General features: G+C 68.4%; 17 protein-coding genes. 13 read left to right on the top strand and 4 right to left on the bottom strand.

The genetic code is table 11. From position 1 onward, the window contains the following. Positions 1 to 168: 168 nt before the first annotated feature. The 10 genes from G3T14_RS14750 to G3T14_RS14795 all read left to right on the top strand — a co-directional run bounded on the left by G3T14_RS14750 (position 169) and on the right by G3T14_RS14795 (position 13223). Positions 169 to 1458 carry a CmpA/NrtA family ABC transporter substrate-binding protein gene (locus G3T14_RS14750; RefSeq protein WP_163643298.1) on the top strand — a complete coding sequence of 430 codons (1290 nt, stop codon included), beginning with the start codon at positions 169 to 171 and terminating at the stop codon, positions 1456 to 1458. Beyond that, positions 1455 to 2324, top strand: a complete 870-nt coding sequence (gene ntrB / locus G3T14_RS14755; RefSeq protein ID WP_163643299.1) for a nitrate ABC transporter permease — start codon at positions 1455 to 1457, stop codon at positions 2322 to 2324. The genes G3T14_RS14750 and ntrB overlap by 4 nt, the downstream gene beginning before the upstream one ends. Before the next feature lie 10 nt (positions 2325 to 2334). Then, positions 2335 to 3129, top strand: a complete 795-nt coding sequence (locus G3T14_RS14760; protein ID WP_163643300.1) for an ABC transporter ATP-binding protein — start codon at positions 2335 to 2337, stop codon at positions 3127 to 3129. A gap of 15 nt (positions 3130 to 3144) precedes the next feature. Next, positions 3145 to 4365 (top strand): FAD-dependent oxidoreductase, encoded by a 1221-nt coding sequence (locus tag G3T14_RS14765; protein ID WP_163643319.1) that lies wholly within the window; start codon positions 3145 to 3147, stop codon positions 4363 to 4365. Positions 4366 to 4376: 11 nt separating this feature from the next. Beyond that, positions 4377 to 6164: a NirA family protein gene (locus tag G3T14_RS14770; protein WP_163643301.1), complete on the top strand. Its 1788-nt coding sequence runs from the start codon at positions 4377 to 4379 to the stop codon at positions 6162 to 6164. Continuing rightward, on the top strand, positions 6161 to 7756 hold the full coding sequence (locus tag G3T14_RS14775; protein WP_163643302.1) for a sulfite reductase subunit alpha: 1596 nt from the start codon (positions 6161 to 6163) through the stop codon (positions 7754 to 7756). Before G3T14_RS14770 ends, G3T14_RS14775 begins: the two co-directional genes overlap by 4 nt. A gap of 177 nt (positions 7757 to 7933) precedes the next feature. Then, on the top strand, positions 7934 to 10609 hold the full coding sequence (locus G3T14_RS14780; protein ID WP_163643303.1) for a nitrate reductase: 2676 nt from the start codon (positions 7934 to 7936) through the stop codon (positions 10607 to 10609). Positions 10610 to 10625: 16 nt separating this feature from the next. After that, positions 10626 to 12119 (top strand): siroheme synthase CysG, encoded by a 1494-nt coding sequence (cysG, locus tag G3T14_RS14785; protein ID WP_163643304.1) that lies wholly within the window; start codon positions 10626 to 10628, stop codon positions 12117 to 12119. 94 nt (positions 12120 to 12213) lie between these two features. Beyond that, positions 12214 to 12558, top strand: coding sequence for a metalloregulator ArsR/SmtB family transcription factor (locus tag G3T14_RS14790; protein WP_163643305.1), 345 nt, complete (start codon positions 12214 to 12216; stop codon positions 12556 to 12558). Positions 12559 to 12641: 83 nt separating this feature from the next. Beyond that, a complete protein-coding gene (locus tag G3T14_RS14795; RefSeq protein WP_163643306.1) occupies positions 12642 to 13223 on the top strand; it encodes an SCO family protein in 582 nt (193 codons plus the stop codon). Here the strand turns inward: G3T14_RS14795 and G3T14_RS14800 are convergent. Continuing rightward, a complete protein-coding gene (locus G3T14_RS14800) occupies positions 13168 to 15090 on the bottom strand; it encodes a glycosyltransferase family 2 protein (protein WP_163643307.1) in 1923 nt (640 codons plus the stop codon). The genes G3T14_RS14795 and G3T14_RS14800 overlap by 56 nt on opposite strands. A 166-nt stretch (positions 15091 to 15256) precedes the next feature. Here G3T14_RS14800 and G3T14_RS14805 point away from each other — a divergent pair, with 166 nt between their 5' ends. Then, positions 15257 to 16045, top strand: coding sequence for a transporter substrate-binding domain-containing protein (locus tag G3T14_RS14805; RefSeq protein WP_246733354.1), 789 nt, complete (start codon positions 15257 to 15259; stop codon positions 16043 to 16045). A gap of 245 nt (positions 16046 to 16290) precedes the next feature. Beyond that, the gene (locus tag G3T14_RS14810) at positions 16291 to 16908 is read left to right on the top strand and encodes a hypothetical protein (protein WP_163643308.1); all 618 of its coding nucleotides are present in this window, start codon (positions 16291 to 16293) and stop codon (positions 16906 to 16908) included. A gap of 659 nt (positions 16909 to 17567) precedes the next feature. Here G3T14_RS14810 and G3T14_RS14815 read toward each other — a convergent pair. Further along, positions 17568 to 18716: an MFS transporter gene (locus tag G3T14_RS14815; RefSeq protein ID WP_163643309.1), complete on the bottom strand. Its 1149-nt coding sequence runs from the start codon at positions 18714 to 18716 to the stop codon at positions 17568 to 17570. A 266-nt stretch (positions 18717 to 18982) separates the two neighbouring features. Between G3T14_RS14815 and G3T14_RS14820 the strand changes: the two genes are divergently transcribed. Further along, positions 18983 to 20686, top strand: a complete 1704-nt coding sequence (locus G3T14_RS14820) for a lysine--tRNA ligase (RefSeq protein ID WP_163643310.1) — start codon at positions 18983 to 18985, stop codon at positions 20684 to 20686. A 558-nt stretch (positions 20687 to 21244) separates the two neighbouring features. On the opposite strand, the gene G3T14_RS14825 is transcribed toward G3T14_RS14820, so the two are convergent. Both G3T14_RS14825 and G3T14_RS14830 read right to left on the bottom strand, forming a co-directional pair. Continuing rightward, positions 21245 to 22105, bottom strand: a complete 861-nt coding sequence (locus tag G3T14_RS14825) for an SDR family oxidoreductase (RefSeq protein ID WP_246733355.1) — start codon at positions 22103 to 22105, stop codon at positions 21245 to 21247. A gap of 5 nt (positions 22106 to 22110) precedes the next feature. Then, positions 22111 to 22290 carry a DUF1328 domain-containing protein gene (locus tag G3T14_RS14830; protein ID WP_163643311.1) on the bottom strand — a complete coding sequence of 60 codons (180 nt, stop codon included), beginning with the start codon at positions 22288 to 22290 and terminating at the stop codon, positions 22111 to 22113. Positions 22291 to 22388: the final 98 nt, after the last annotated feature.

Raw genomic sequence — 22388 nt, forward strand, 5'->3', positions numbered from 1 at the left:
GACGTGCTTGCCTCCAGTTGTCCGTCAACGACGATGGGCCTTATCCGTCGGCAAAGCCGCTGACCCGAGTCTCCCCCAAGGCACGCATCGTTTTGCGTCCGACGGATGTGCTTGGGCGGCGGTTTTTATTTTGGCGGCTTCAAACGCGTCGTGAGGGCACCGGTTTCGATGAGTGATGGTTTTCGCAGCAGCCGGCGCAACGTCCTGAAGGGGGCTGCCGCGACCCTGTCCCTGGCCGCTCTCGCCCGCACCGCGTTGCCGGGCGGCGCCTTCGCGCAAGGGACCGGCCCGGAGGTGAAGGGAGCCAAGCTCGGCTTCATCGCCCTCACCGATGCGAGTCCGCTATTCGTTGCCAAGGAAAAAGGCTTCTTCGCCAAGTACGGCATGCCCGATGTCGAGGTGCTGAAGCAGGCCTCCTGGGGCACCACCCGCGACAACCTCGTGCTGGGCTCCGAGGGCAACGGCATCGACGGCGCCCACATCCTCACCCCGATGCCCTACCTCATCAGCGCCGGCCGGGTGACGCAGAACAACGTGCCGGTGCCGATGCACATCCTGGCGCGCCTCAACACCAACGGCCAGTGCATCTCGGTGGCCAAGGAATACCTCGACCAGAAAGTCGGTCTCGACGCCAAGGTGTTCAAGGCGGCTATCGACAAGAAGAAAGCCGCCGGCAAGTCGGTGAAGGCCGCGATGACCTTCCCGGGCGGAACCCACGACCTCTGGCTGCGCTATTGGATGGCCGCCGGCGGCATCGACCCCGACAAGGACATCGAGACCATCGTCGTGCCCCCGCCCCAGATGGTGGCGAACATGAAGGTCGGCACGATGGACTGCTTCTGCGTCGGCGAGCCGTGGAACGCGCAGCTCGTGCAGCAGGGGCTGGGCTACACCGCGCTCACCACCGGCGAGCTCTGGAAGGACCACCCCGAGAAGGCCTTCGCCATGCGGGCCTCCTTCACGGAGAAATACCCGAACGCGACCAAAGCCCTGCTGATGGCTGTGCTCGAAGCCCAGCAATGGTGCGACAAGCCCGAGAACAAGGACGAGGTCGCGGCCATCGCGGCCAAGCGCCAGTGGATGAACGTGCCCGTGGCGGATGTCGCCGGGCGCATCAAGGGCACCATCGATTACGGCGACGGCCGCACGGTCGAGAAGAGCCCGCACATCATGAAGTTCTGGGACGACAACGCGTCGTATCCCTACCAGTCCCACGATCTGTGGTTCCTCACCGAGGACATCCGCTGGGGCAAGTTCGATCCGCAGACCGACACCAAGGCGCTCATCGCCAAGGTGAACCGCGAGGATCTGTGGCGCGAGGCCGCCAAGACCCTCGGCGTCACCGCGATCCCCACCGCGACGTCGCGCGGCAAGGAGACCTTCTTCGACGGCAAGGTCTTCGATCCGGCCGATCCCGCCGCCTACCTGTCCAGCCTCGGCATCAAGAGGATCGCATGACAGCCAACACCTCGACCATCGCCGCAGCCACCCCCGTCGTCGCCAGGGTCGAGGCGGCGCGCACGCCCCTCGTCACCCTCGCGACAATCCGCCGGATCGCCGCCAACCTGATCCCGCCCGTGGTCGTCCTGATCGCCTTCCTGGTGATCTGGGAATTGCTGTGCTCGCGTCCCACCGCCGGCCTGCCTCCGCCTTCCCGCGTGGTGACGGAGGCTTGGGACATCATCGCCCACCCGTTCTACGACAACGGCGGCACCGACAAGGGGCTGTTCTGGCACATCTCCGCCAGCATCCAGCGGGTCGCCCTCGGCTTCGCGCTGGCCACCGTGGTCGGCATCCTCGTCGGCACCCTCATCGGGCAGTCGGACTGGGCCATGCGCGGCCTCGACCCGATCTTCCAGGTGCTCCGCACGATTCCGCCGCTCGCCTGGCTGCCGCTTTCGCTCGCCGCCTTCCGCGATGGCCAGCCGTCCGCGATCTTCGTGATCTTCATCACGTCGATCTGGCCGATCATCATCAATACGGCGGTGGGCATCCGCAACATCCCGCAGGATTACCGCAACGTCTCGGCGGTCTTGCGCCTCAACCCGATCGAGTTCTTCACCAAGATCATGCTCCCGTCGGCAGCCCCGTACATCTTCACGGGCCTGCGCATCGGCGTGGGCCTGTCCTGGCTCGCCATCGTGGCGGCGGAGATGCTGATCGGCGGCGTCGGCATCGGGTTCTTCATCTGGGACGCGTGGAACTCCTCGCACATCTCCGAGATCATCGTCGCCCTCGTCTATGTCGGCGTGATCGGCTTCATTCTCGACCGGATCGTCGCCTTCGTCGGCAATCTCGTCACCCGCGGCACCGCGACGGCCTGAGGATCAGTCCATGACCTATCTCAGCATCGAGAATGTCGGCATCAGCTTCACCCGCGGCGGACGCACCAACGAGGTGCTGCGCGACGTCAGCGTGAAGATCGACAAGGGCGAGTTCGTCTCGCTGATCGGGCATTCGGGTTGCGGCAAGTCGACGGTGCTCAACATCGTCGCCGGCCTGCTCAAGGCCTCCTCCGGCGGTGTGTTGCTCGAAGACAAAGAGGTCAACAGCCCCGGCCCGGACCGGGCCGTGGTGTTCCAGAACCACTCCCTGCTGCCGTGGCTGACCGTCCGTGAGAACGTGGCGCTGGCCGTCGACAAGGTCTTCAAGGGCCGGAAGAGCCGCGCCGAGCGCAACGCCTGGATCGACCACAATCTGTCGCTGGTGAACATGACCCATGCGGCCGACCGGCGACCGAGCGAGATTTCCGGTGGCATGAAGCAACGCGTCGGCATCGCCCGGGCGCTGGCGATGGAGCCGAAGGTCCTACTCCTCGACGAGCCGTTCGGCGCACTCGACGCCCTCACCCGCGCGCATCTCCAGGATTCGCTCATGGACATCCATGCGCGGCTCAAGAACGCCGTCATCATGATCACCCACGATGTCGACGAGGCGGTGCTGCTCTCCGACCGCATCGTGATGATGACCAACGGCCCCTCCGCCACCGTCGGCGAAATCCTGAAGGTCGATCTCGCGCGGCCGCGCCGGCGCCTCGATCTCGTCGAGGACCCGACCTACACCCATGCCCGCGCGGCGGTTCTCGAGTTCCTCTATGCCCGGCACGCCAAGCCGGCCATGGCGGCCTGAGGCCGGCCGCGCATGATGAAGGAGCGACTCGTCGTCATCGGTAACGGCATGGCGTCGTTGCGGTTTCTCGAACGCCTCACCGAGCGCGCGCCGGGGGCCTACGACGTCACCGTCGTCGGCGCGGAGCCGAAGGCGGCCTATAATCGCGTGCTGCTCTCGTCGCTGCTCGGCGGCGAGGTGGACGAGGCCGGCTGCGCCTTCCGGGGGCTCGACTGGTACGAGGGCCATGGCATCCGCCTCATCACCGGCGCGCCAGTGACGCAGATCGATCGCGAAAACGGTCTCGTCATGGTCGGGGAGGCCCATGTTCTGCCCTTCGACAAGCTCGTGCTCGCGGTGGGCTCCCTGCCGATCCGGCTGCCGAAGCCCGGCATGGACCTGCCCGGCGTCCTGACGTTTCGCGATCTCGCGGATGTCGCCGCCATCCGCAAGGCCGCGGTGCAGCACGCCAAGGCCATCGTCATCGGTGGCGGCCTACTCGGATTGGAGGCCGCCGTCGGCCTCGCGCGGCTCGGCGTCGACACCACGCTCCTGCACGTCATGGACCGGCTGATGGAGCGCCAGCTCGATCATACCGCCGCCGGCCTCGTGAAGCGCGCCATGGAAGTGCGCGGCGTCAAGGTTCTGCTCAAGGCCGACACCGCCACCGTCGAGGGCGACGGCAAGGTCGAGCGCCTGGTCCTCTCAGACGGTACGGTGCTGCCCGCCGACCTCGTGGTGATGTCGGTGGGGGTCCGCCCCAACGTCGCCCTGGCCCAGGCCGCGGGCGTCGAGGTCGGGCGCGGCATCAAGGTCGACGACCGGATGCAGAGTTCGGACACCCGCATCTTCGCTCTGGGCGAATGCGCCGAGCACCGCGGCATGGTCTACGGCCTGGTCGAGCCCGCCTACGAGCAGGCCGAGACCCTGAGCCGCCACCTCGTCGGCGAGGAGGCGGCCTATACCGGCACGTCGCTGTCGACGAGCCTCAAGGTCTCGGGGCTGCCGGTGTTCTCCGCCGGCCTCATCGAGGCGCCGGAGGGCGCCGAGACCGTGCTGATGAGCGATCCCGGCCTCGGCCTCTACCGCAAGCTGATCATCGGCGAAGGCAAGCTCCTCGGGGCGGTCTTCGTCGGCGATATCGCCGAGCAGGGCTGGTGCAAGACCCTGATCCGCACGGGCGAGCCCATGGCCGCCCATCGCGACGATCTCATGTTCGGGCGCGTCGCCGCCGATCCCCAATCTCTCGCAGCGTGAAGGCGCCTCACATGTCTGACGACTTCAACGCCGAGCAGAAGCGCTACCTCGAAGGCTTCGCCTCGGGTATCGCCGCCGCCCGCATCACCGGCGGCCTCGCCACCGGCCAAGGATCAGGCCCGCCGGCCGAACCGACCGGCCCGGACGCGATCCACATCAAGGCGCAGGAAGCGACGGTGAAAGCCGGCGGCAAGCTCTGCGACCAGGAGAAGTGGAAGCGCGCGGAGAATCCATTCGAGGGTTACAACCGCCTGATCGCGGAGGCCGCCACCGGCAAGGCCCCGAAGCCCGAGGACAATTTCCGCTGGCGCTACCACGGCCTGTTCTGGCTCGCGCCGGCGAGCGGCGACTTCATGTGTCGCCTGCGCATCCCCAACGGCATCCTGCACCATTGGCAGTTCGCCGGGATCGCCGATCTCGCCGACGCCCATGGCGGCGGCTACAGCCATGTCACAACCCGCGCCAACCTCCAGGTCCGCGAGATCACGGCGGAGCACGGCCAGCCCTTCCTCGATGGGCTCATCGACCTCGGTCTCACCGCGCGGGGCTCCGGCGCCGACAACATCCGCAACGTCACCGGCTCGCCCGTGGCCGGAATCGACGCGCAGGAGCTGCTCGATACGCGGCCGCTGGCGAAATCCTGGCACAATTGGATCATCAACGACCGCTCGCTCTACGGCCTTCCGCGCAAGTTCAACGTGGCGTTCGACGGCGGCGGCGTGATGCCGGTGCTCGAGGAGACCAACGACATCGGCTTCCAGGCGATCCGGGTTCTCGACGGGGCCGCCGTCGAAGCCGGCGTGTGGATGCGCCTGGTGCTCGGCGGCATCTCCGGCCACCGGGATCTCGCCCGCGACACCGGCGTCGTCCTGAAGCCGGAAGACTGCAACAAAGTGGCAGATGCGATCCTGCGGGTCTTCATCAAGAACGGCGACCGGACCAACCGCAACAAGAGCCGGATGAAGTACGTTCTCGACGCCTGGGGATTCGACAAGTACCTCGCCGCCGTCGAGGCCGAGCTCGGTTACACCCTCGCCCGGGTCGAGCCCGCCCATGTCGCACCGCGCGGGCCGATGGACCGCTTCTCCCATGTCGGCGTCCACAAGCAGGTGCAGCACGGCCTCAACTGGATCGGCGTCATCCTGCCGGTAGGCAAGATGACCTCGGACCAGATGCGCGAACTCGCCAAGATCTCGTCCGAGTGCGGCGACGGCGCCATCCGCATGACCGTCTGGCAGAACTTTTTGTTTTCGGGCGTGCCCGACGGCAAGATCGCCGAGGTTCAGGCGCGTGTGGCGGCCCTCGGGCTCACCACGGAGGCCTCGAGCATCCGCGCCGGCCTCGTGGCCTGCACCGGCATCAAGGGCTGCAAGTTTGCCGCCTCGGACACCAAGGGCCATGCGCTCATCATCGCCGACTACATCGAGGCCAACCTCACGGAACTCGACGTTCCGGTGAACGTCCACGTCACCGGCTGTCACCATAGCTGCGCCCAGCACTACATCGGCGATATCGGCCTCATCGGCGCCAAGGTCGTCGTGTCGGAGGAGGGCGACACCGTGGAGGGCTACGACATCGTCGTCGGCGGCGGCTTCGGCGACAGCCCCAAGATCGGCACCGAGATCTGGAAGGCGGTCAAGGCCGAGGATTGCCCGGCCCGTATCGAGGCGCTGCTGCGCAGTTACCTCGGCAGCCGCCACAGCAGCGAGGAGAGCTTCCAGGCCTTCACCGCCCGCACCGGCCCCGACTCCCTGCGCGCGAGCGCCGAAGACCAACCCGTTCTCAGAGCAGCCGCATGAGCGAGCACGTCACCCCCCCGCTGGTTCTCATCCCCGAGAACGCCCCATTCAGCACCGATCAGCGCTCCTGGCTGTCGGGCTATTTCGCCGCCCTCCTGGGGCCCGCGGTGGAAGGTGCCACGGCGCTTGCCGCGGGAGACGCTGCCGGCCCCAAGCTCGCCGACAACGACGACGCGCCCTGGCACGACCCGGCGATGGCGCTGCCCGACCGCATGGAAATGGCCAAGGACCGGCCGGAGCCGCAGAAGCTGATGGCCGCCATGGCCCAGCAGGATTGCGGCCAGTGCGGCTACAATTGTGCCGATTACGCCAACGCCATCTTCCTGAAGAGCGAAGAGCGCCTGAACCTGTGCCAGCCCGGCGGCAAGGACACGCTCCGGATGCTGAAGAAGCTGGAGGACGAGTTCGGGTCCGCCGGGGGCGCCGTACCGAAGACGGCCGACGACGCCGCGCCGAAGGCCGCTCCGGAACTCGGCCCCCTCGGCTTCTGCCGCGAGAACCCCGTGGAGGCGACCTTCGTCTCGCGCCTGCGCCTCAACGCGCCGGGCGGCGAGAAGGAGACCTGGCACGTCGAGATCGACCTCACCGACACCCCCATCGACTACGTGGTCGGTGATAGCCTCGGCCTGTTCCCGGCCAACGCCCCGGCCCTGGTCGATGCCGTCATCGCCGAGCTCGGTGCCCGCCCCGAGCGCAAGATCGGCGGCAAGACCCTGCGCGACCGGCTGATGACCGATTACGCCCTCGGTGGTGCGCCGGACAGCCTCTACCAGCTCCTCTCGCTCCTCACCTCGGGCGAGGCCCGCAAGAAGACACAGGCCCTGGCCGCCGGCGAGGATCCGGATGGCGACGCCGCCTATCTCGACGTGCTCGGCGCCCTCCACAAGTTCCCCGGCGCCCGCCCCGATGCGGAGGTCTTCCTCGAGGCGCTCGACGAATTGCAGCCTCGACTCTACTCGATCTCGTCCTCGCCGAAGGCCGATCCGGGCCGGGTCTCGCTCACCGTCGATGCGGTGCGCTACAATCACCGCTCGCGCCTGCGTCTCGGCGTCGCCTCGACCCATCTGGGCGAACGCATCCCCGAGACCGCCAAGGTCAAGGTCTACCTGCAGAAGGCGCACGGCTTCGCGCTACCGGAGGATCTGTCCAAGGACGTGATCATGGTCGGCCCCGGCACCGGCATCGCGCCGTTCCGCGCCTTCCTGCGCGAGCGCGACGCTACCCAGGCGCCGGGCCGCAACTGGCTGTTCTACGGTCACCAGAAGCAGGCGAGCGACTTCTTCTACAAAGACGAGCTGAACGCCCTAAAGGATAAAAAGGTGCTCAACCGCCTGTCGCTGGCCTGGTCGCGCGACGGCACCGAGAAGACCTACGTGCAGGACCGCATGCGCGAGAGCGGGGCGGAACTCTGGAAGTGGCTCGAGGACGGCGCCCATTTCTACGTCTGCGGCGATGCCAAGCGCATGGCCAAAGACGTGGAGCGCGCGATCATCGACGTGGCCGGCGAGCACGGGGGCAAGAACCCCGACGAGGCGGTGGCCTACCTCGCCCATCTCAAGAAGACCGGCCGCTATCAGGCCGACGTGTACTGAGGAAGCAGGACCGTCGGTGATCGAGGGCATACCTCGAGCGGATCGCCGACCCATCGCGCGCCCCCTTTCCGGAAAGGGGGCGCGTCGCGCCTCGTCAGCTCCGGGCGAGAGATCGGCCCAGTTCTTGCGGCTGACACCGCTAAATCCGGCACAGAATACGACGCCGAGGATCACGCCATGAACGCGCACGTCCAGGCACCGACGCCCACGACCGTGAAGACCACCTGCCCGTATTGCGGCGTCGGCTGCGGCGTGCTCGCCACGCCGGACGGGCAGGGCGGGGCGGGGATCGCCGGCGATACCGCGCACCCGGCCAATTTCGGCCGCCTCTGCTCCAAGGGCTCGGCGCTGGGCGAGACGCTCTCCCTCGACAACCGCCTGCTGCACCCGTCCGTTGACGGTGTCCGCGCGAGCTGGGAATCGGCGCTCGGCACCGTCGCGGGCGGCCTGCGCCGGGCCGCCGAACGGCACGGGCCGGACTCGGTGGCCTTCTATCTGTCGGGTCAGCTTCTCACCGAGGATTACTACGTCGCCAACAAGCTTGCGAAGGGCTTCCTCGGCACGCCGCACGTCGACACCAATTCGCGCCTGTGCATGTCGAGTGCGGTGGCCGCCCACCGGCGCGCCTTCGGCTCGGACACGGTGCCGGGCTGCTACGAGGACCTCGACGAGGCCGACGTGATCGTCCTCGTCGGGTCCAATACCGCCTGGTGCCATCCCATCCTGTTCCGGCGGATGATCGACGCTCGCGCCAAGCGCGGCACCAAGCTGGTGGTGGTCGATCCGCGCCGCACCCAGACCGGGGAGGAGGCCGACCTGTTCCTCGGGCTCGCGCCCGGCACCGACACGGCCCTGTTCTCGGGACTCCTGGTGCATCTGGCGGCCACCGGGGCGCTCGATTACCGCTTCGTCCTCGACCACACCACCGGTCTCGACGGTGCCCTGGAGCGGGCGCGTGGCATCGCCCCCAGCGTCGCCGCCACGGCCGCCGCCACCGGATTGGCCGAGGCCGACGTCGCGCGGTTCTTCGACCTGTTCGCCAAGACCAAGCGAGTCGTCACCGCCTTCTCCCAAGGGGTGAACCAGTCGGCGCAAGGCACCGACAAGGGCAACGCGATCATCAACTGCCATCTGGCCACCGGCCGCATCGGCCAACCGGGGGCGGGTCCGTTCTCACTCACCGGCCAGCCCAACGCCATGGGCGGGCGCGAGGTCGGGGGACTGGCCAACATGCTGGCCGCCCACATGCACTTCGCGCCGGAGGAGGTCGACCGCGTCCGCCGATTCTGGAAGGCGCCGCGCATCATCACCGGCGAGGGCATGAAAGCGGTCGCCCTGTTCGAGGCGATCGAGCGCGGCAAGATCAAGGCCCTGTGGGTGATGGGCACAAACCCCATCGTCTCGATGCCGCGCGCCAACGCGATCCGCGAGAGCCTGAAGAAACTCGACCTCTACGTGGTCTCGGAAGCGGTCTCCGACAGCGACACCGCCCGCGCCACCGGAGGCAAGACCGTCCTGCTCCCCGCCCTCGCCTGGGGCGAGAAGGACGGAACGGTGACGAATTCGGAGCGCCGGGTCTCGCGCCAGCGTACCTTCCTGACACCACCGGGCGAGGCGCGGGCTGACTGGGCGATCGTCTGCGACGTCGCCCGGCGGTTGGGCCACGGCGATGCCTTCGCGTTTCCCAACGTCGCGGCGGTCTTCCGCGAGCACGCGGCCCTGTCGGCCTTCGAGAACAACGGCAGCCGCGATTTCGATCTCGGTGGGGTGAGCGAGATCACCGACGCGGCGTACGCCGGCACCGCCCCCCTGCAATGGCCGCTACCCAAGCGCGGCAAGGCGAAGGCGCGGATGTTCGCCGACGGCCAGTTCTACACCTTCGACAAGCGCGCCCGCTTCGTCGCGGTGCAGCCTCCGGCCCTGGCCCAGGCGGTGAGCGCGGAGTTTCCCTTCGTCCTCAATACCGGCCGGGTGCGCGACCACTGGCACACGATGACGCGCACCGGAAAGAGCCAGCGGCTCTCGGCCCACCGCGCGGTGCCCTTCGTCGAGATCCACCCCGACGATGCGGCCGGTCTCGGCGTGGCCGAGGGCGACCTTGCCCGGGTCTCGACCGCACACGGGACGACGGTGCTCGAGGTGATGATCACCGACGGGGTGCGCCACGGCGACCTGTTCGCCGCCTTCCATTGGAGCGATGCCACCGCCTCGGAGGCCCGCGTCGGCGCCCTGGCGCGCGGGATGCCCGATCCGGTCTCGGGACAGCCCGAGCTGAAGGCGACGCCGGCCACGCTGGTGGCCGCCCCCTACCGCAACCGCGGCTTCCTCCTGACGCGCAACGAGCACACCCTGCCGGAGGGCTGGTGGTGGGCCCGCGCCACGATCCAGGGCGGATCGGGCCTGCAATTCGCCACCCAGGAGAGTTCGCGCACCGTTTCGCTGATGGTGCGGGGTCTGTTCCAGGGGCTGGAGCTGGCCGAGTACGCCGACCATGCCCGAGGGTCTTACCGGTGTGCCGCCTATGCGGACGGGCGCCTCGTCGCCTGCTTGGCACTCGGACCCGCGGAGGCCCGCCCCGCCTGGGAAGCGGCCAAGGCGTATTTCGCCGCCGACGCCCTCGAGCCCGCCAGCCGCCGCGCCCTGCTGTCGGGCCGCGCCGAAACGGCGTCCGCCGGCCCGACGATCTGTGCCTGCCACGGCGTCGGGCTCGACGTGATCACCGGCGTGATCGCGGCCGGGGCCGGCACCGTCGAGGCGGTGGGCGCGGCCTGCAAGGCGGGGACGAATTGCGGCTCATGCATCCCTGAGCTTCGCAAGCTGCTGCCCGAGGTGCTTGCGCGCGACGCGGCATAGGCTCATTTTCAACCCGATGAGCACGCCCCGCCAGCCCCGTGAAACCCGCCCCGCCGGCACCGAATCCGCCCGTGGCGCCGGGCCGGTGGGCCTCGAACCACTGGCGGTCCTGCCGGTCTTCGTGCCGTTGCAGGGCAAACGCGCCGTACTCGCCGGGTCGAATGGCGGCGCGCCGTGGAAGGTGAAGCTGCTCGCCGCCGCTGGCGCCAATGTCGATGTCTACGCCCCGGAGCCGAGCGACGAACTGCGTGCGGTGCCGGGCGAGATCGTCGCCGGCTCCGTCACCCTGCATGAACGCCAGTGGCGGGAGGCCGACCTTCAGGGCGCGGCCTTCGTCATCGGCGCCATGGAGGACGAGGCCGATTGCATCGCTTTCGTCGCAGCGGGCCGCCGGGCGGGCGCCATCGTCAACGCCGTCGACCGGCCCCATCTCTGCGACGTGAAATTCGGCGCCATCGTCAACCGCTCGCCGATGGTGGTGGGCATCTCGACGGAGGGGGCCGCCCCGGTCTTCGGCCAGACCGTGCGGGCGCGCATCGAGGGGATGCTGCCGCGCGGGTTCAAGGCCTGGATCGGCGCCGCCCGCGACTGGCGTGAGGAGGTCACCGGCCGCTTCCACGCCTTCTCCGACCGCCGCGCGTTCTGGGAGCGTTTCACCGATCGGGCCTTTGCCGAACCGGACCGGGCGCCCACCCAGACCGACCTCGCGGAACTGCTCGGAGAGACCGAGGCCGCCCCAAAGGGTGGAGCCGTCACCCTCGTGGGGGCCGGGCCTGGGGATGCCGAATTGCTGACCCTGAAGGCGCTGCGGGCTCTGCGCAACGCCGACGTGATCCTCTACGACGACCTCGTCGCGCCGGAGATTCTCGATTATGCGCGCCGCGAGGCCCGCACCATGCTGGTGGGCAAGACCGGGCACGGCCCGTCCTGCCGCCAGGACGACATCAATGCGCTGATGGTGCAGCTCGCCAAATCCGGCAAGCAGGTGGTGCGCCTGAAATCCGGCGATCCCCTGGTGTTCGGTCGGGCCGGCGAAGAGATCGACGCCTGCAGGGCGGCCGGGATTCCAGTGAGCGTGGTGCCGGGCGTCTCGGCGGCGCAGGGGGCGGCGGCCTCGCTGTGCGTCTCCCTCACCAATCGCGACGCCGCGCGGCGCCTGCAATTCGTCACCGGCCATGACCGGCGCGGCGCCCTGCCGGAAGATTTGAACTGGGGCGCGCTCGCCGATCCGAGTGTCACCACCGTGGTCTACATGCCCAAGAAGACCCTGGGCGTCCTGCTGGAGCGGGCTATCGCCGAGGGGCTGGCACCGGAGACGCCGGCGCTTCTCGTCTTCAACGCCACCCGGCGCGACCAGCGCGTGGTCGACGGCACGGCCCACGATCTCGCCACCCGCGTCGAGGCGGCGGGCCTGGAAGGCCCCGCGATTCTCATGGTGGGCGAGGCCCTGCGGCGTATGGGCGCCGAGGCGGCCCTTGCGGCGAGCGCCCCCGACAAGCTTGCGATCTGACGGCGGGGCCAGCCAGCGCGGTTTTTCAACGATTAGCTCAGCGCCTAAGTAACAGGGCCGCGTTCCCCCAACGTCGCGGGCCACCAGAGAGATCATGCAGCGCGTCTTCGAAGCCCTGTCATCCTCCGCGCGCCGGAAGATTCTGGCCTACCTTGCCCATACTGAGTTGAGCGCCGGGGAAATCGCCGGCCGCTTTTCTATCTCGAAGCCCTCGATCTCGCAGCACCTCTCCGTGCTCGAATCGGCCGGGTTGATCGTCGGCGAGAAGCGCGGGCAGTTCGTGTTCTACCGGCAGGTGGAGGGCAACCTCCTCAACACGCTCAACGGCTTCGTGCAGGAGGTGTGTCCGGTCTCGCAGCCGCTCAAGCGCGAGAGTGCCGCCCTGGCGGAGACCCGACCCAAGTCGAAGCCCGGCGCGGACGAACCGCAACGCGGCTGACCCGCCGGGACGGTTTGGCGGATTGCCCGGACGTGGCGCCTGTGGTCTGGAGGCGGCCTCATCCATCGACCGCAAGGTTTCCCATGCGTCGCACGCTCCTGCCGATCCTCGCCTTCGTCGCCGGCCTCGCGGCGCTCAGCATCGCCGCCGTGGTGGTGCTGGTGCCGAAAGCCGGCGAGGTGGCGGTGAGCAGCGTCGGCGGGCCGTTCACCCTCACCGACCAGGATGGCAAGCGCGTCACCGAGCGTGATTTCGCCGGTGCGACGCATCTGGTGTTCTTCGGCTTCACCCATTGCCCGGACGTGTGCCCGACGACGCTCCAGCAGATCGGCGACGTGCTGCAGGCGCTCGGCCCCAAGGGCCGGGACACCAAGGCTCTGTTCATCGCCGTCGACCCCGAGCGCGACACGCCCGCCGCCCTGAAGACCTATCTGGCGAGCTTCGATCCGCGCATCGTCGGTCTCACCGGTTCGCCCGAGGAGGTGAACGCCGCGGTGAAGGCCTATCGCGCCTATGTCCGCAAGGTCCCGACCAAGGGCGACGATTACACCATGGAACACACCGCCCTGGTCTACGTGATGGACGGCCGGAACCGCTTCATCAACGCCCTCAACCTGACACGCCCGCCGGCCGAGGCGGCGGCGGATCTCGCCCGGATGATGTGAGGGTTCCTCCGCGCCGCCCGAGGACGCCGCTGCGGGAGGTGCGCGCGAAGCCGTGCTCGGTCTTGTTCCAGCGATTGGGGGCCAGCATCAGTTCGAACAGGCCGCCCCACGCGCCGAGGCTGACCAGCAGGTAATAAAGCGGGAGCAACGGCACCCAGGCGAGAAGATCCCACCAGCCGCGCCGCACGCAGCCGAGGGCCGCCGGCAGCATCATGGCGAGGAGTCCGGAGACGAACACCGTGATCGCGGTGCCGGTGGGCAGGTTGCGCCAGAATCCATCCGGGGCGCGTGCGCCGATGCCGACTGCCGTGGCGACGTCGATGGCGGCCCAGGCCATCAGGAACGGATAGGCCAAAGCGGAGGCCACGGTGCCCGGCACCAGGGCGAGCGCGCACAGGCTCCCGAAGAAACCCAGGCGCCGCGCGGTCTCGCGGGGCTGCCGACCATGGGTTAGGCTGGTCTGCAGGAATCCCTTCATCCACCGGGTGCGCTGGCGCAGCCACGGCCACAGGGTCCGGGGCGCCTCCTCCAGCGTGTCGCTCTGCAGGGCGCCGACCCGGTAGCCCGCCCGAGCCAGGCGGATCCCGAGATCGGCATCCTCGGTGACGTTCCAGGCATCCCAGCCATGGACCGCGCGCAGCAGGTCGGTGCGGAAATGCGTCGAGGTCCCCCCGAGCGGGATCGGACAGTGCCAGGTGGCCAGGGCGGGGATCAGCACATCGAACAGGGCCGCGTATTCGAGGGCGAACAGGCGCGTCAGCCAGGTGTCGTCGGCATTGTCGATGACGAGGCGGCCCTGGAGACAGGCGGTGTCGGCGGGACTGCGCGCGAATTGGCACGCCGCTGCGCGCAACTGGCCGGGGTCCGGCACGTCCTCGGCATCGTAGACGACGAGGCAAGCGCCGCGGGCCAAAGGCAGGGCGGCGTTGAGGGCGCGCGGCTTGGTGCGCGGCAGGCCCGGCGGCACCGTCACCACCTCGAACCGGGCGGGCAGGGTAGCGGCGGCCAGGGCCGAGGCGGTCTGCGTGTCGCCCGCCTCGATCAGGAACTTGATGTCGAGCTTCGCGGCCGGATAGTCGAGCCGCGCCAGACCGCGCACCAGGCGCGGCACCACCCGGGCCTCGCGGTGGAGGGCGACGAACACCGAATAGACCGGCAGTTCGGCATCCGTCAGCGCGGTATACGTCCCGGTGGGTTCGGTCTCGATGCTCGCAGCGGCGATGCGGACTGTCACCATCGCGAGGAACGCGATCTGTACCAGTGTCCAGGCCGCCACGACGAGGGCGGCCGGAAGTAGGCCGGCGGCGATCAGCCCGGCCCCGCCGATTAGGCCGGCGATGGCGAGGCAGGGCGCGTGGCGGCCGGCCTTCAGCGACCAGTCGGGACGGCGAACCTGGAGTTCGTCGGCCGCATAGGCGGCGATGCCCGCGGGGTTGGCCGAAAAGATCGCGGCGTGCAGAGCCCGCGGCGTGGTGATCGCCGGCAGGCGCCCGGTGAGGCTGCGACCGCGCAGGAGTTCGGCGATAGCGGCACCCCGCGGGGCGAGGACGAATGCTGCCGGAGCGCCCGGCGCCAAGGGTGCCAGCCCGGCGACGAGACTGTCGGGATAACGCGCGCCGGCTCCGAGGGGGATGGCCTCGCCATAGTACGGCGCGCCCAGCGCGGCAGCGAGGCGTCGGTAGTAATCGTCCTCGGCGAAAAGCCCGGCGTGGAGGAGGGCGGTGGCCGCATCGGTTCCGCTCGCGGCCGCAAGGGACGCGGCCTTGGCGAGACGGACCGGATCGACACCCTGCGCCGCGAGAAAACCGATCTCGGGCGGCAACGCCACCGCCTCGTCCTGCGGGATCCTGAAACCGAGGCGCGACACAGGAAAGCGACCTCCCGGCGGCTCCGCAACGTGCTAGGACAGCGGAGTGAGCCAGACCGTTTCCGCACGCAACCAACGCACCATGATTGCAACTTCTCCGTCAAGGCGTCGCCGGGTCTCGTCCGGTGTTTTCGGCCTGGCGGCGGCTGTGTTCCTGTGCTCGGGGATGCCCGCGCCCCGGGCCGAGGGCGTGGCGATCCCGAATTTCTGGAACCCGCGCGCGCGCCAGGAGCGAATCGAGCCGCAGCAGACCGGACGCACGGTCCGCTTCCTCACCGACGACGAGTTCCCGCCGCTCCACTTCGCCGGGCCGGACGGGACGCCGACGGGGTTCGTGGTCGAGATCGCCCGCGCGGTGTGCGAGCGTCTGGCGATGACCTGCACGGTCCAGGCAAGGCGCTTCGACACGCTGCTCGATGCGCTCGCCGACCGGCAGGGCGACGTGGTCGCCGCCGCGATCCCGCTGACCCCGACCCTGCGCGAGCGCTTCCTCGCCACCCGTCCGTATTTCCGCTGGCCCGCTCGGTTCGCCGCCAGCGCCGACAAGGGCCTGCCCGTCCCCTCGGCCGAGGCGCTCGCCGGCCGCAGCGTCGCCGTGGTCGCTGCTAGCGCGCATGCGGCCTATCTCAAGGCGTTCTTCCCCAAGGCGGAGCCGAAGGAGTTCACCGATCTCGCCACGGCCGAGGGCGCGCTCAAGCGCGGCGAGGTGGCGTATCTGTTCGCCGACGGGCTCAACCTCGCCCTCTGGGTCGGCGGCCTGGAAGCGGCGAATTGCTGCGCGCTCACCGGCGGCGACTATCTCGAGAATCGCTACTTCGGCGAAGGCATCGGCCTCGTCACCCGCGCCGACGACGCAGCCCTGTCACGGGCCCTCGACGACGCGCTCCAACGGGTCTGGGACGACGGCCGCTATGCCGAATTGTATTTGCGGTTCTTTCCGGTGAGCCCGTTTTAGGGGCGGGTATTTGATGTTTGGTGCTCCCCTGGCAGTGTCGAATTTCTAATCATGTTGGGCACACCGGAGATCGTCTGGCCTTTTAGAAAGCGATCATTGTCGGCGGCCGTACAACGTCGGCTCGAGGTGGAAAGCGGACGCTCCTTTAGTCCGTTCGAGCCCCTGTCCTTTTAGCACGCGGATCCCGGATGCGTTATTGCAACGGGTTGAAACTGTAGTGCGTGCGGTTTATCGGATTTGCTGGTATGTCAGGTCTCACCCGTACAACTGTGTTGAATGTCGTCCTCGGCACCACGGTCTCGCCAGCTCTTGGGTGCTTCATGATGGCCCCCATGGACCTCCGGGACATCCTCACGGCCGACGTGGTGATCGACGGAACCGTGACACGATATTCGCTTGTCGTAACGGAGTACGACCGGCGCTATCGGGAACGATTGCTCGCATTGATGAAGGACCAGCAGCGGGAGGAGTTCGAGAAGCAACCTCCTGTTAGCTATGCGCTTTTGGATATCTGGGTCGCACGCAGCCTCGTCGGAAGTGTTTCAGGCCAGATCACGGTCACATGGCGCAACTCAACGTTTCAACTCCCTAAGGACATAGACGCTCGCCTCCGAACGTTCGCGCTTCGCGATCCGCGCAAGCGCGCGCCTACTCTTCCTCTTCGCTCTGGAAGTGGCGTCGTGTGGCCGGTGCCGGAGCTGGACAAGCTGACCGTGCTTCAAGCTCCCTGTGCCATGCCGTTCATGTTCGAAGCTAATGAGCCCACAGGGCGCGCAATTAGAGAAATCTTCGATGGGGTTGGCGATCCTGAGGCGAAAGCGGACGCTCTGGCGAACTCGTTTGGGATGACCGGCAACCGCTAAAGCCGTCACTTATGATTAGGGTCGTGAGCAGGCGGGGAGGCAACGTCCGCTTCAATCCACTGTCGCCCGAAAGCAGACCGTCTCAAATTCACCTATCTCAGACGTTCGGGCACTGGCACCATCCGCCAGATGTTGCCCACCAAGCGCGGACACTCACGCCCGGAACCGTTCCGACGCCGCCAGTGATATCGTCGGGAATAGGCCGCCGCGACAGCGGCCTAGCGCCCCGCGCGCCCGCAGCATCGCACCAACCCAGATGCCGCGTCCGACAGGGTTGCTCAGGATCATGGTCACGGCGTCACTGGCGAAGGCCGCAGCACGCGAGATCGCTCGATCCAACGCGTCGGACAGTATCAGCGGCCGTGTCGGCGCCGGGTCAACGATGGGTGCGGCCGTCAGGCGGCCCGCTGCGAGATTTGCATGGAGGCGACGCCCGCGGCAGGATCGTGCGGTCGTAGCCATGCCGCACCAGGGCCGTCAACGCCGTGGCGCCGCGATCCTGTCGGCGATGCTCGGCGGCAGACCGATCGCCCCGTAAGTGCTCTGCATCGAACCCGGACCGGCAACGCTGGCCTTGGTCGCCGACGATCCGCTACCGCCTTCTCCATCCGTGCACCGGCACGGTCGGGCGCTCATGTGGGCCAGCATGCGCCCACCGCTCAAGCCGCGAGCCGGCGCCCACTCACCGCGACGCCGACCAGCGCGAGCGCGACCACCAGGAAGGCCGTCGTCAGGCTGGTGGCGTGGGCGAGAAACCCGATCGCGGCCGGGCCGGCGAGGACGCCGGCATAGCCCAGCGTCGTCACCGCCGGAATCGCGATCCGTTCCGGCATCACACTCTGGCGGGCCGCCGCGGTGAACAGCACCGGGACGATGTTGGCGCAGCCCGCCCCCACCAGCGCGTAGCCGATCAGCGTGGCGGGCCAGGCCGGCACGGCGACCACCAGTACCAGTCCGGCCGCGGCGAATAGGCCGCCGATTCCGACGATGCGGCCCCGGCCGATCCGGTGCACGAGGGCGTCGCCGGTGAGCCGCCCCACGGTCATGGTGAGCGAGAACGCCGCATAGCCGAGGCCGGCGGAGGCGGGGGCCAGCGCCCGCTCCTGCACGAGAAACACACCGCTCCAATCGAGGATCGAGCCCTCGGTGAGGAACACGACGAAGCAGAGCACGCCGATCACCAGCACCGTGCCGCGCGGGACCGCGAAGGCCGGGCCGCGGCTGCCTTCGCCCGGTAGGATCCCCGGCAACGCCGCGAGGAACGCGGCCGCGATGCCGGCGACCACGACGAGAGTCGCCGAAGTCGGCGTCATCCCGGCGCCGAGCAGACCGCTGAAGCCCGCGGCTCCGACGATGCAGCCCAGGCTGTAGAGACCGTGAAACCCGGACATCATCGGCCGGCCGGCGCGGCGCTCCACCGTCACCGCCTGGATGTTCATCAGGCAATCCACGGTGCCGAACCCCGCTCCGAGCAGCACGAGGGCGCCGGCAAGGACGGGGAGGGCGTCCGCCAGGGAGAGCACCGTCAAGGCCGCCGAGAGGGTGGCGACCGCACAGGCCAGGACGGTGCGGGCGCCGAACCGCTGCGCCAGGGCGCCCGCGAACGGCATCGCCGCGAGCGAGCCGATGCCGAGGCACAGGAGGAGGAGACCGAGGCCGCCCTCGTCCAGACCCGCCCGCGCCTTCACGAACGGCACGAGGGGCGCCCAGGCGGCGACGCCGAAGCCGACGATCAGGAACAGCAGGCGCGTGGCACGGATCTCCGGCTGTCCGATGGCGGGCGCGGCGGAAGCGGCAGTCGCGGTCATGAGGCCTTTCGAGAGGGGGCAATCCGGAAGCGGGAGCGGGCGGATTGGATGCGGGGCGCGGTGCGATTTTCGCGTCTGGCTCAGCATCCCCGCGCGACGCGGCAAACGTATGAAGGCGGCCGGAGATGCGTGCCCGCGATGCACGGCGATGGGCCATCGAAGGCGGCCCGCCCACAGCCTGCCGCGTTGACCCCTCGGGGCGGGCTCCCTACGGTGCCGGCCTTCTCAAGTCTTCCGAATTCCCTCGCAGAACTGACCCTGTCGCCATGTCGTCCGCTACGATCTCGTCGTCCATTCCGACCACGCCGCTCTCCCTCGATCCGGCCCTGGTCGAGGCCGCCGCCTCCGCCACCGCGTGGCCGTTCGAGGAGGCGCGCAAGCTGGTGGCGCGGCTGGAGCGCAAGCCGAAATCGGAAGTGCTGTTCGAGACCGGCTACGGTCCTTCGGGCCTGCCGCATATCGGCACCTTCGGCGAGGTCGCCCGCACTTCGATGGTGCGCCATGCCTTCCGGGTGCTCACCAACGACAGCGTGCCCACCCGTCTCATCGCCTTCTCGGACGACATGGACGGCCTGCGCAAGGTGCCGGACAACGTGCCGAACAAGGAGATGCTGATCGGCGCGCTCAACCAGCCGCTGACGCGGGTGCCCGACCCGTTCGGCACCCATGACAGCTTCGGTGCGCACAACAACGCCGAACTGCGCCGCTTCCTCGACGCCTTCGGCTTCGACTACGAGTTCCGTTCGGCCACCGCATGCTACAAGGCCGGCCTGTTCGACACGGCGCTCCTCACCGTGCTCGAGCGCTACGACGCCGTGATGGCGATCATGTTGCCGTCGCTGCGCGCCGAGCGCTCGGCGAGCTACTCGCCGTTCCTGCCGATCCACCCGGTGACCGGGGCGGTGATGCAGGTGGCGATCGACGAGGTCCGGCAGAGCGCCGGCACCCTGGTGTGGCGCGACCCCAAGACCGGGGAGGCCTACGAGACCCCGGTGACGGGCGGACACGCCAAGCTGCAATGGAAGCCCGACTGGGCCATGCGCTGGGTGGCACTCGGCATCGATTACGAGATGGCGGGCAAGGACCTCATCGACTCGGTGAAGCTCTCGGGCGAGATCGCCCGGGCGCTGGGTGCCGAACCGCCGGAGGGGTTCAACTACGAGTTGTTCCTCGACCAGGACGGCAAGAAGATCTCCAAGTCGAAGGGCAACGGGCTCTCGATTGACGATTGGCTGGTCTACGGCACCGCCGATAGCCTAGCTTTGTTCATGTACAACAAGCCGCGCGAGGCCAAGCGCCTGTTCGTCGAGATGATCCCGCGCCAGGTCGACGATTACCTCAGTTTCCTGGAGAAGTTTCCCGGTCAGGCGCCGGCGCAGCAGCTCGGCAACCCGGTCTGGCACCTGCATGCCGGCCATCCCCCGGCCGCCGAGGCGGTGGGCAAGGGCGGCTCGCTCAACTTCGCGATGCTGCTCAACCTCGCCACCGTGGCCAACACCGAGGACCCCGCCGTGCTGTGGGGCTTCATCCGACGCTACGACCCGGAGATCGGCCCGCAGAGCCATCCGGTGCTCGACCGGCTGGTCGGTCACGCGCTCGCCTATTTCCGCGATCTCGTGCGCCCGGCCAAGACCTATCGTCTGCCCACGGAGGTGGAGCGCGCCGCACTCGCCGACCTTTCGGAGACGCTGGCCGCCCATGCAGGCTCCACCGATCCGGAAGGATTGCAGGCGGTGGTCTACGAGGTCGGACGCCGGCACTTCCCCGATCTGTCGGGCAAGGCCAAGAGCCCGGACGGGCGCCCCGGCGTGGCACAGGCGTGGTTCACCACGATCTACAACGTGCTGTTCGGCGAGGCCCGCGGCCCCCGCTTCGGCTCGTTCGTCGCGCTCTACGGGGTCACCGAGACGCGGGCGCTGATCGCCGATGCACTGGCGGGCGGCCTCGTCCCTCCGGCACCGGCCCCGTGATCGCGGCTGGATTGCGCTGAGCCCCACGTGTCGGACGCCGGACCCAGGGATCGGGACAGACGACACGGTGTATTAGGCACGAAATCGCAGGTTTCGGTCCCTGGCGCATGATTGTGCTTGTCCGCGCAGGGGTGGGTGGCTACAACCCTGGCCGCAAGACAGAAAAAAGGCCGCCCCAGTGAAGGAGCGGCCCTGAAGTCTAGGGAGGAAACGCCTAAGAAGGGCAGATTGCGGCGACGCCATCGCTGCAATGCATTTCCATCCAATGCCAGTCCGCACCGCACTGCACAATCCTCCAGATGGGGGAGGTGATATGTGTTCAGCGCATGAAAACGCTTTAAACCGCCATCATGCACCGTGTGGATGACGCGCCGAAGTCGGCAATCCGCCAGAGCCAGGATCCAGCAACCCGTTCGCGGGTCTGAGCGCGCGGGCCATCCCGGAGATCAAGCCCGGCCTTTGTCCGATCCGACAGGCGCTGCGCTCCGGATAAGGCTTTTTTCTCATCCCGTACCGAGCGGCGTAATCCGGGACAGCGGAGCGTTCCCGTCCGGCGCCTTAGGCGGAGAGGCCGAGTTGGCGCGCACTCAACGCCCAGACGCGCTCCTGTGCCTCGTAATCGCTCCCGATGGCCGACGTCGGCACCGCCTGCGACTTGGAGAAATAGCGCCCGCTGACGCCTGCCAATTCCGGTGCGGTGGCGAGATGGAGCGACGTCACGGCCCCGTCCGCCGGCTTGGCGAGGAACGGCCGGATCAAGCTCCAGCCGAATCCGAACCAGCCGCGTGTCCCACCAGCGAACCCGCTCGCGATCACGCCGGGATGGAGAGAATTCGCGGTGACGCCGGTGCCCTCCAGTCGGCGGGCCAGGGCAGCGGTGAACAGCACGTTGCCGAGCTTGGCCTGTGAATAGACCGCAAGCGGCGAGTAGTGGCGCGCATGGCCGATATCGTCGAAGGCGATGCGACCGCGCATGTGCGCCATCGACGCCACATTGACGATACGGGACGGCGCGCTCGCCTTCAGGAGGTCGAGGAGGTCGTGGGTCAGCAGCACGTAAGCGAGGTGATCGAGCGCCCAGGTGCGCTCGATCCCATCCTGCGTGACCTGACGCGTGTCGAAGATCGCGCCGGCATTGTTCACGAGGACGTCGAGGCGCGGATAAAGCGCTCGCACGTCGTCCGCCAACCGGCGGACTTGCGCCTGCACCGACAGATCGGCGACGAACACGTCGACCTGCGCCTCGCGAACAGCGGCGCGGATCCCATCGGCCGCAGCCTTAGTCCGGCCGGCATTGCGGCCGACGACCCCGACCCGGGCCCCGGCTCGGGCGAGGCCGAGCGCCGTCTCGTATCCGATGCCGGACGTGGCCCCGGTGACGAGACCGATCTTGCCGCGCATCGACGCGCCGTACGTCATGATCGTCAGAAGATCGCCTGACCGATGGCGAAGGCGACCACCACGATGACGATGGCGACGACCAGGAACAGGCCGAACAGGATACGGGCGAGCGACCCTGCGCCCGAAGCGATGCCGGTGAAGCCGAGACCACCCGCGAGGAGGGAGATCACGAAACAGATGAGGGCCCATTTCAACAGGGTCATGCGGACTACTCCAACGCGCGGAACCGACCGATAACCGCGCGGGACCGCAAGCGTTCCCGCCAAGCTCGTCCGGAGAGGAGAAGTTTCCGCACCGCTGT

Origin of the sequence: Methylobacterium sp. BTF04, from assembly GCF_010692745.1 — a bacterium.
GTDB lineage: Bacteria > Pseudomonadota > Alphaproteobacteria > Rhizobiales > Beijerinckiaceae > Methylobacterium.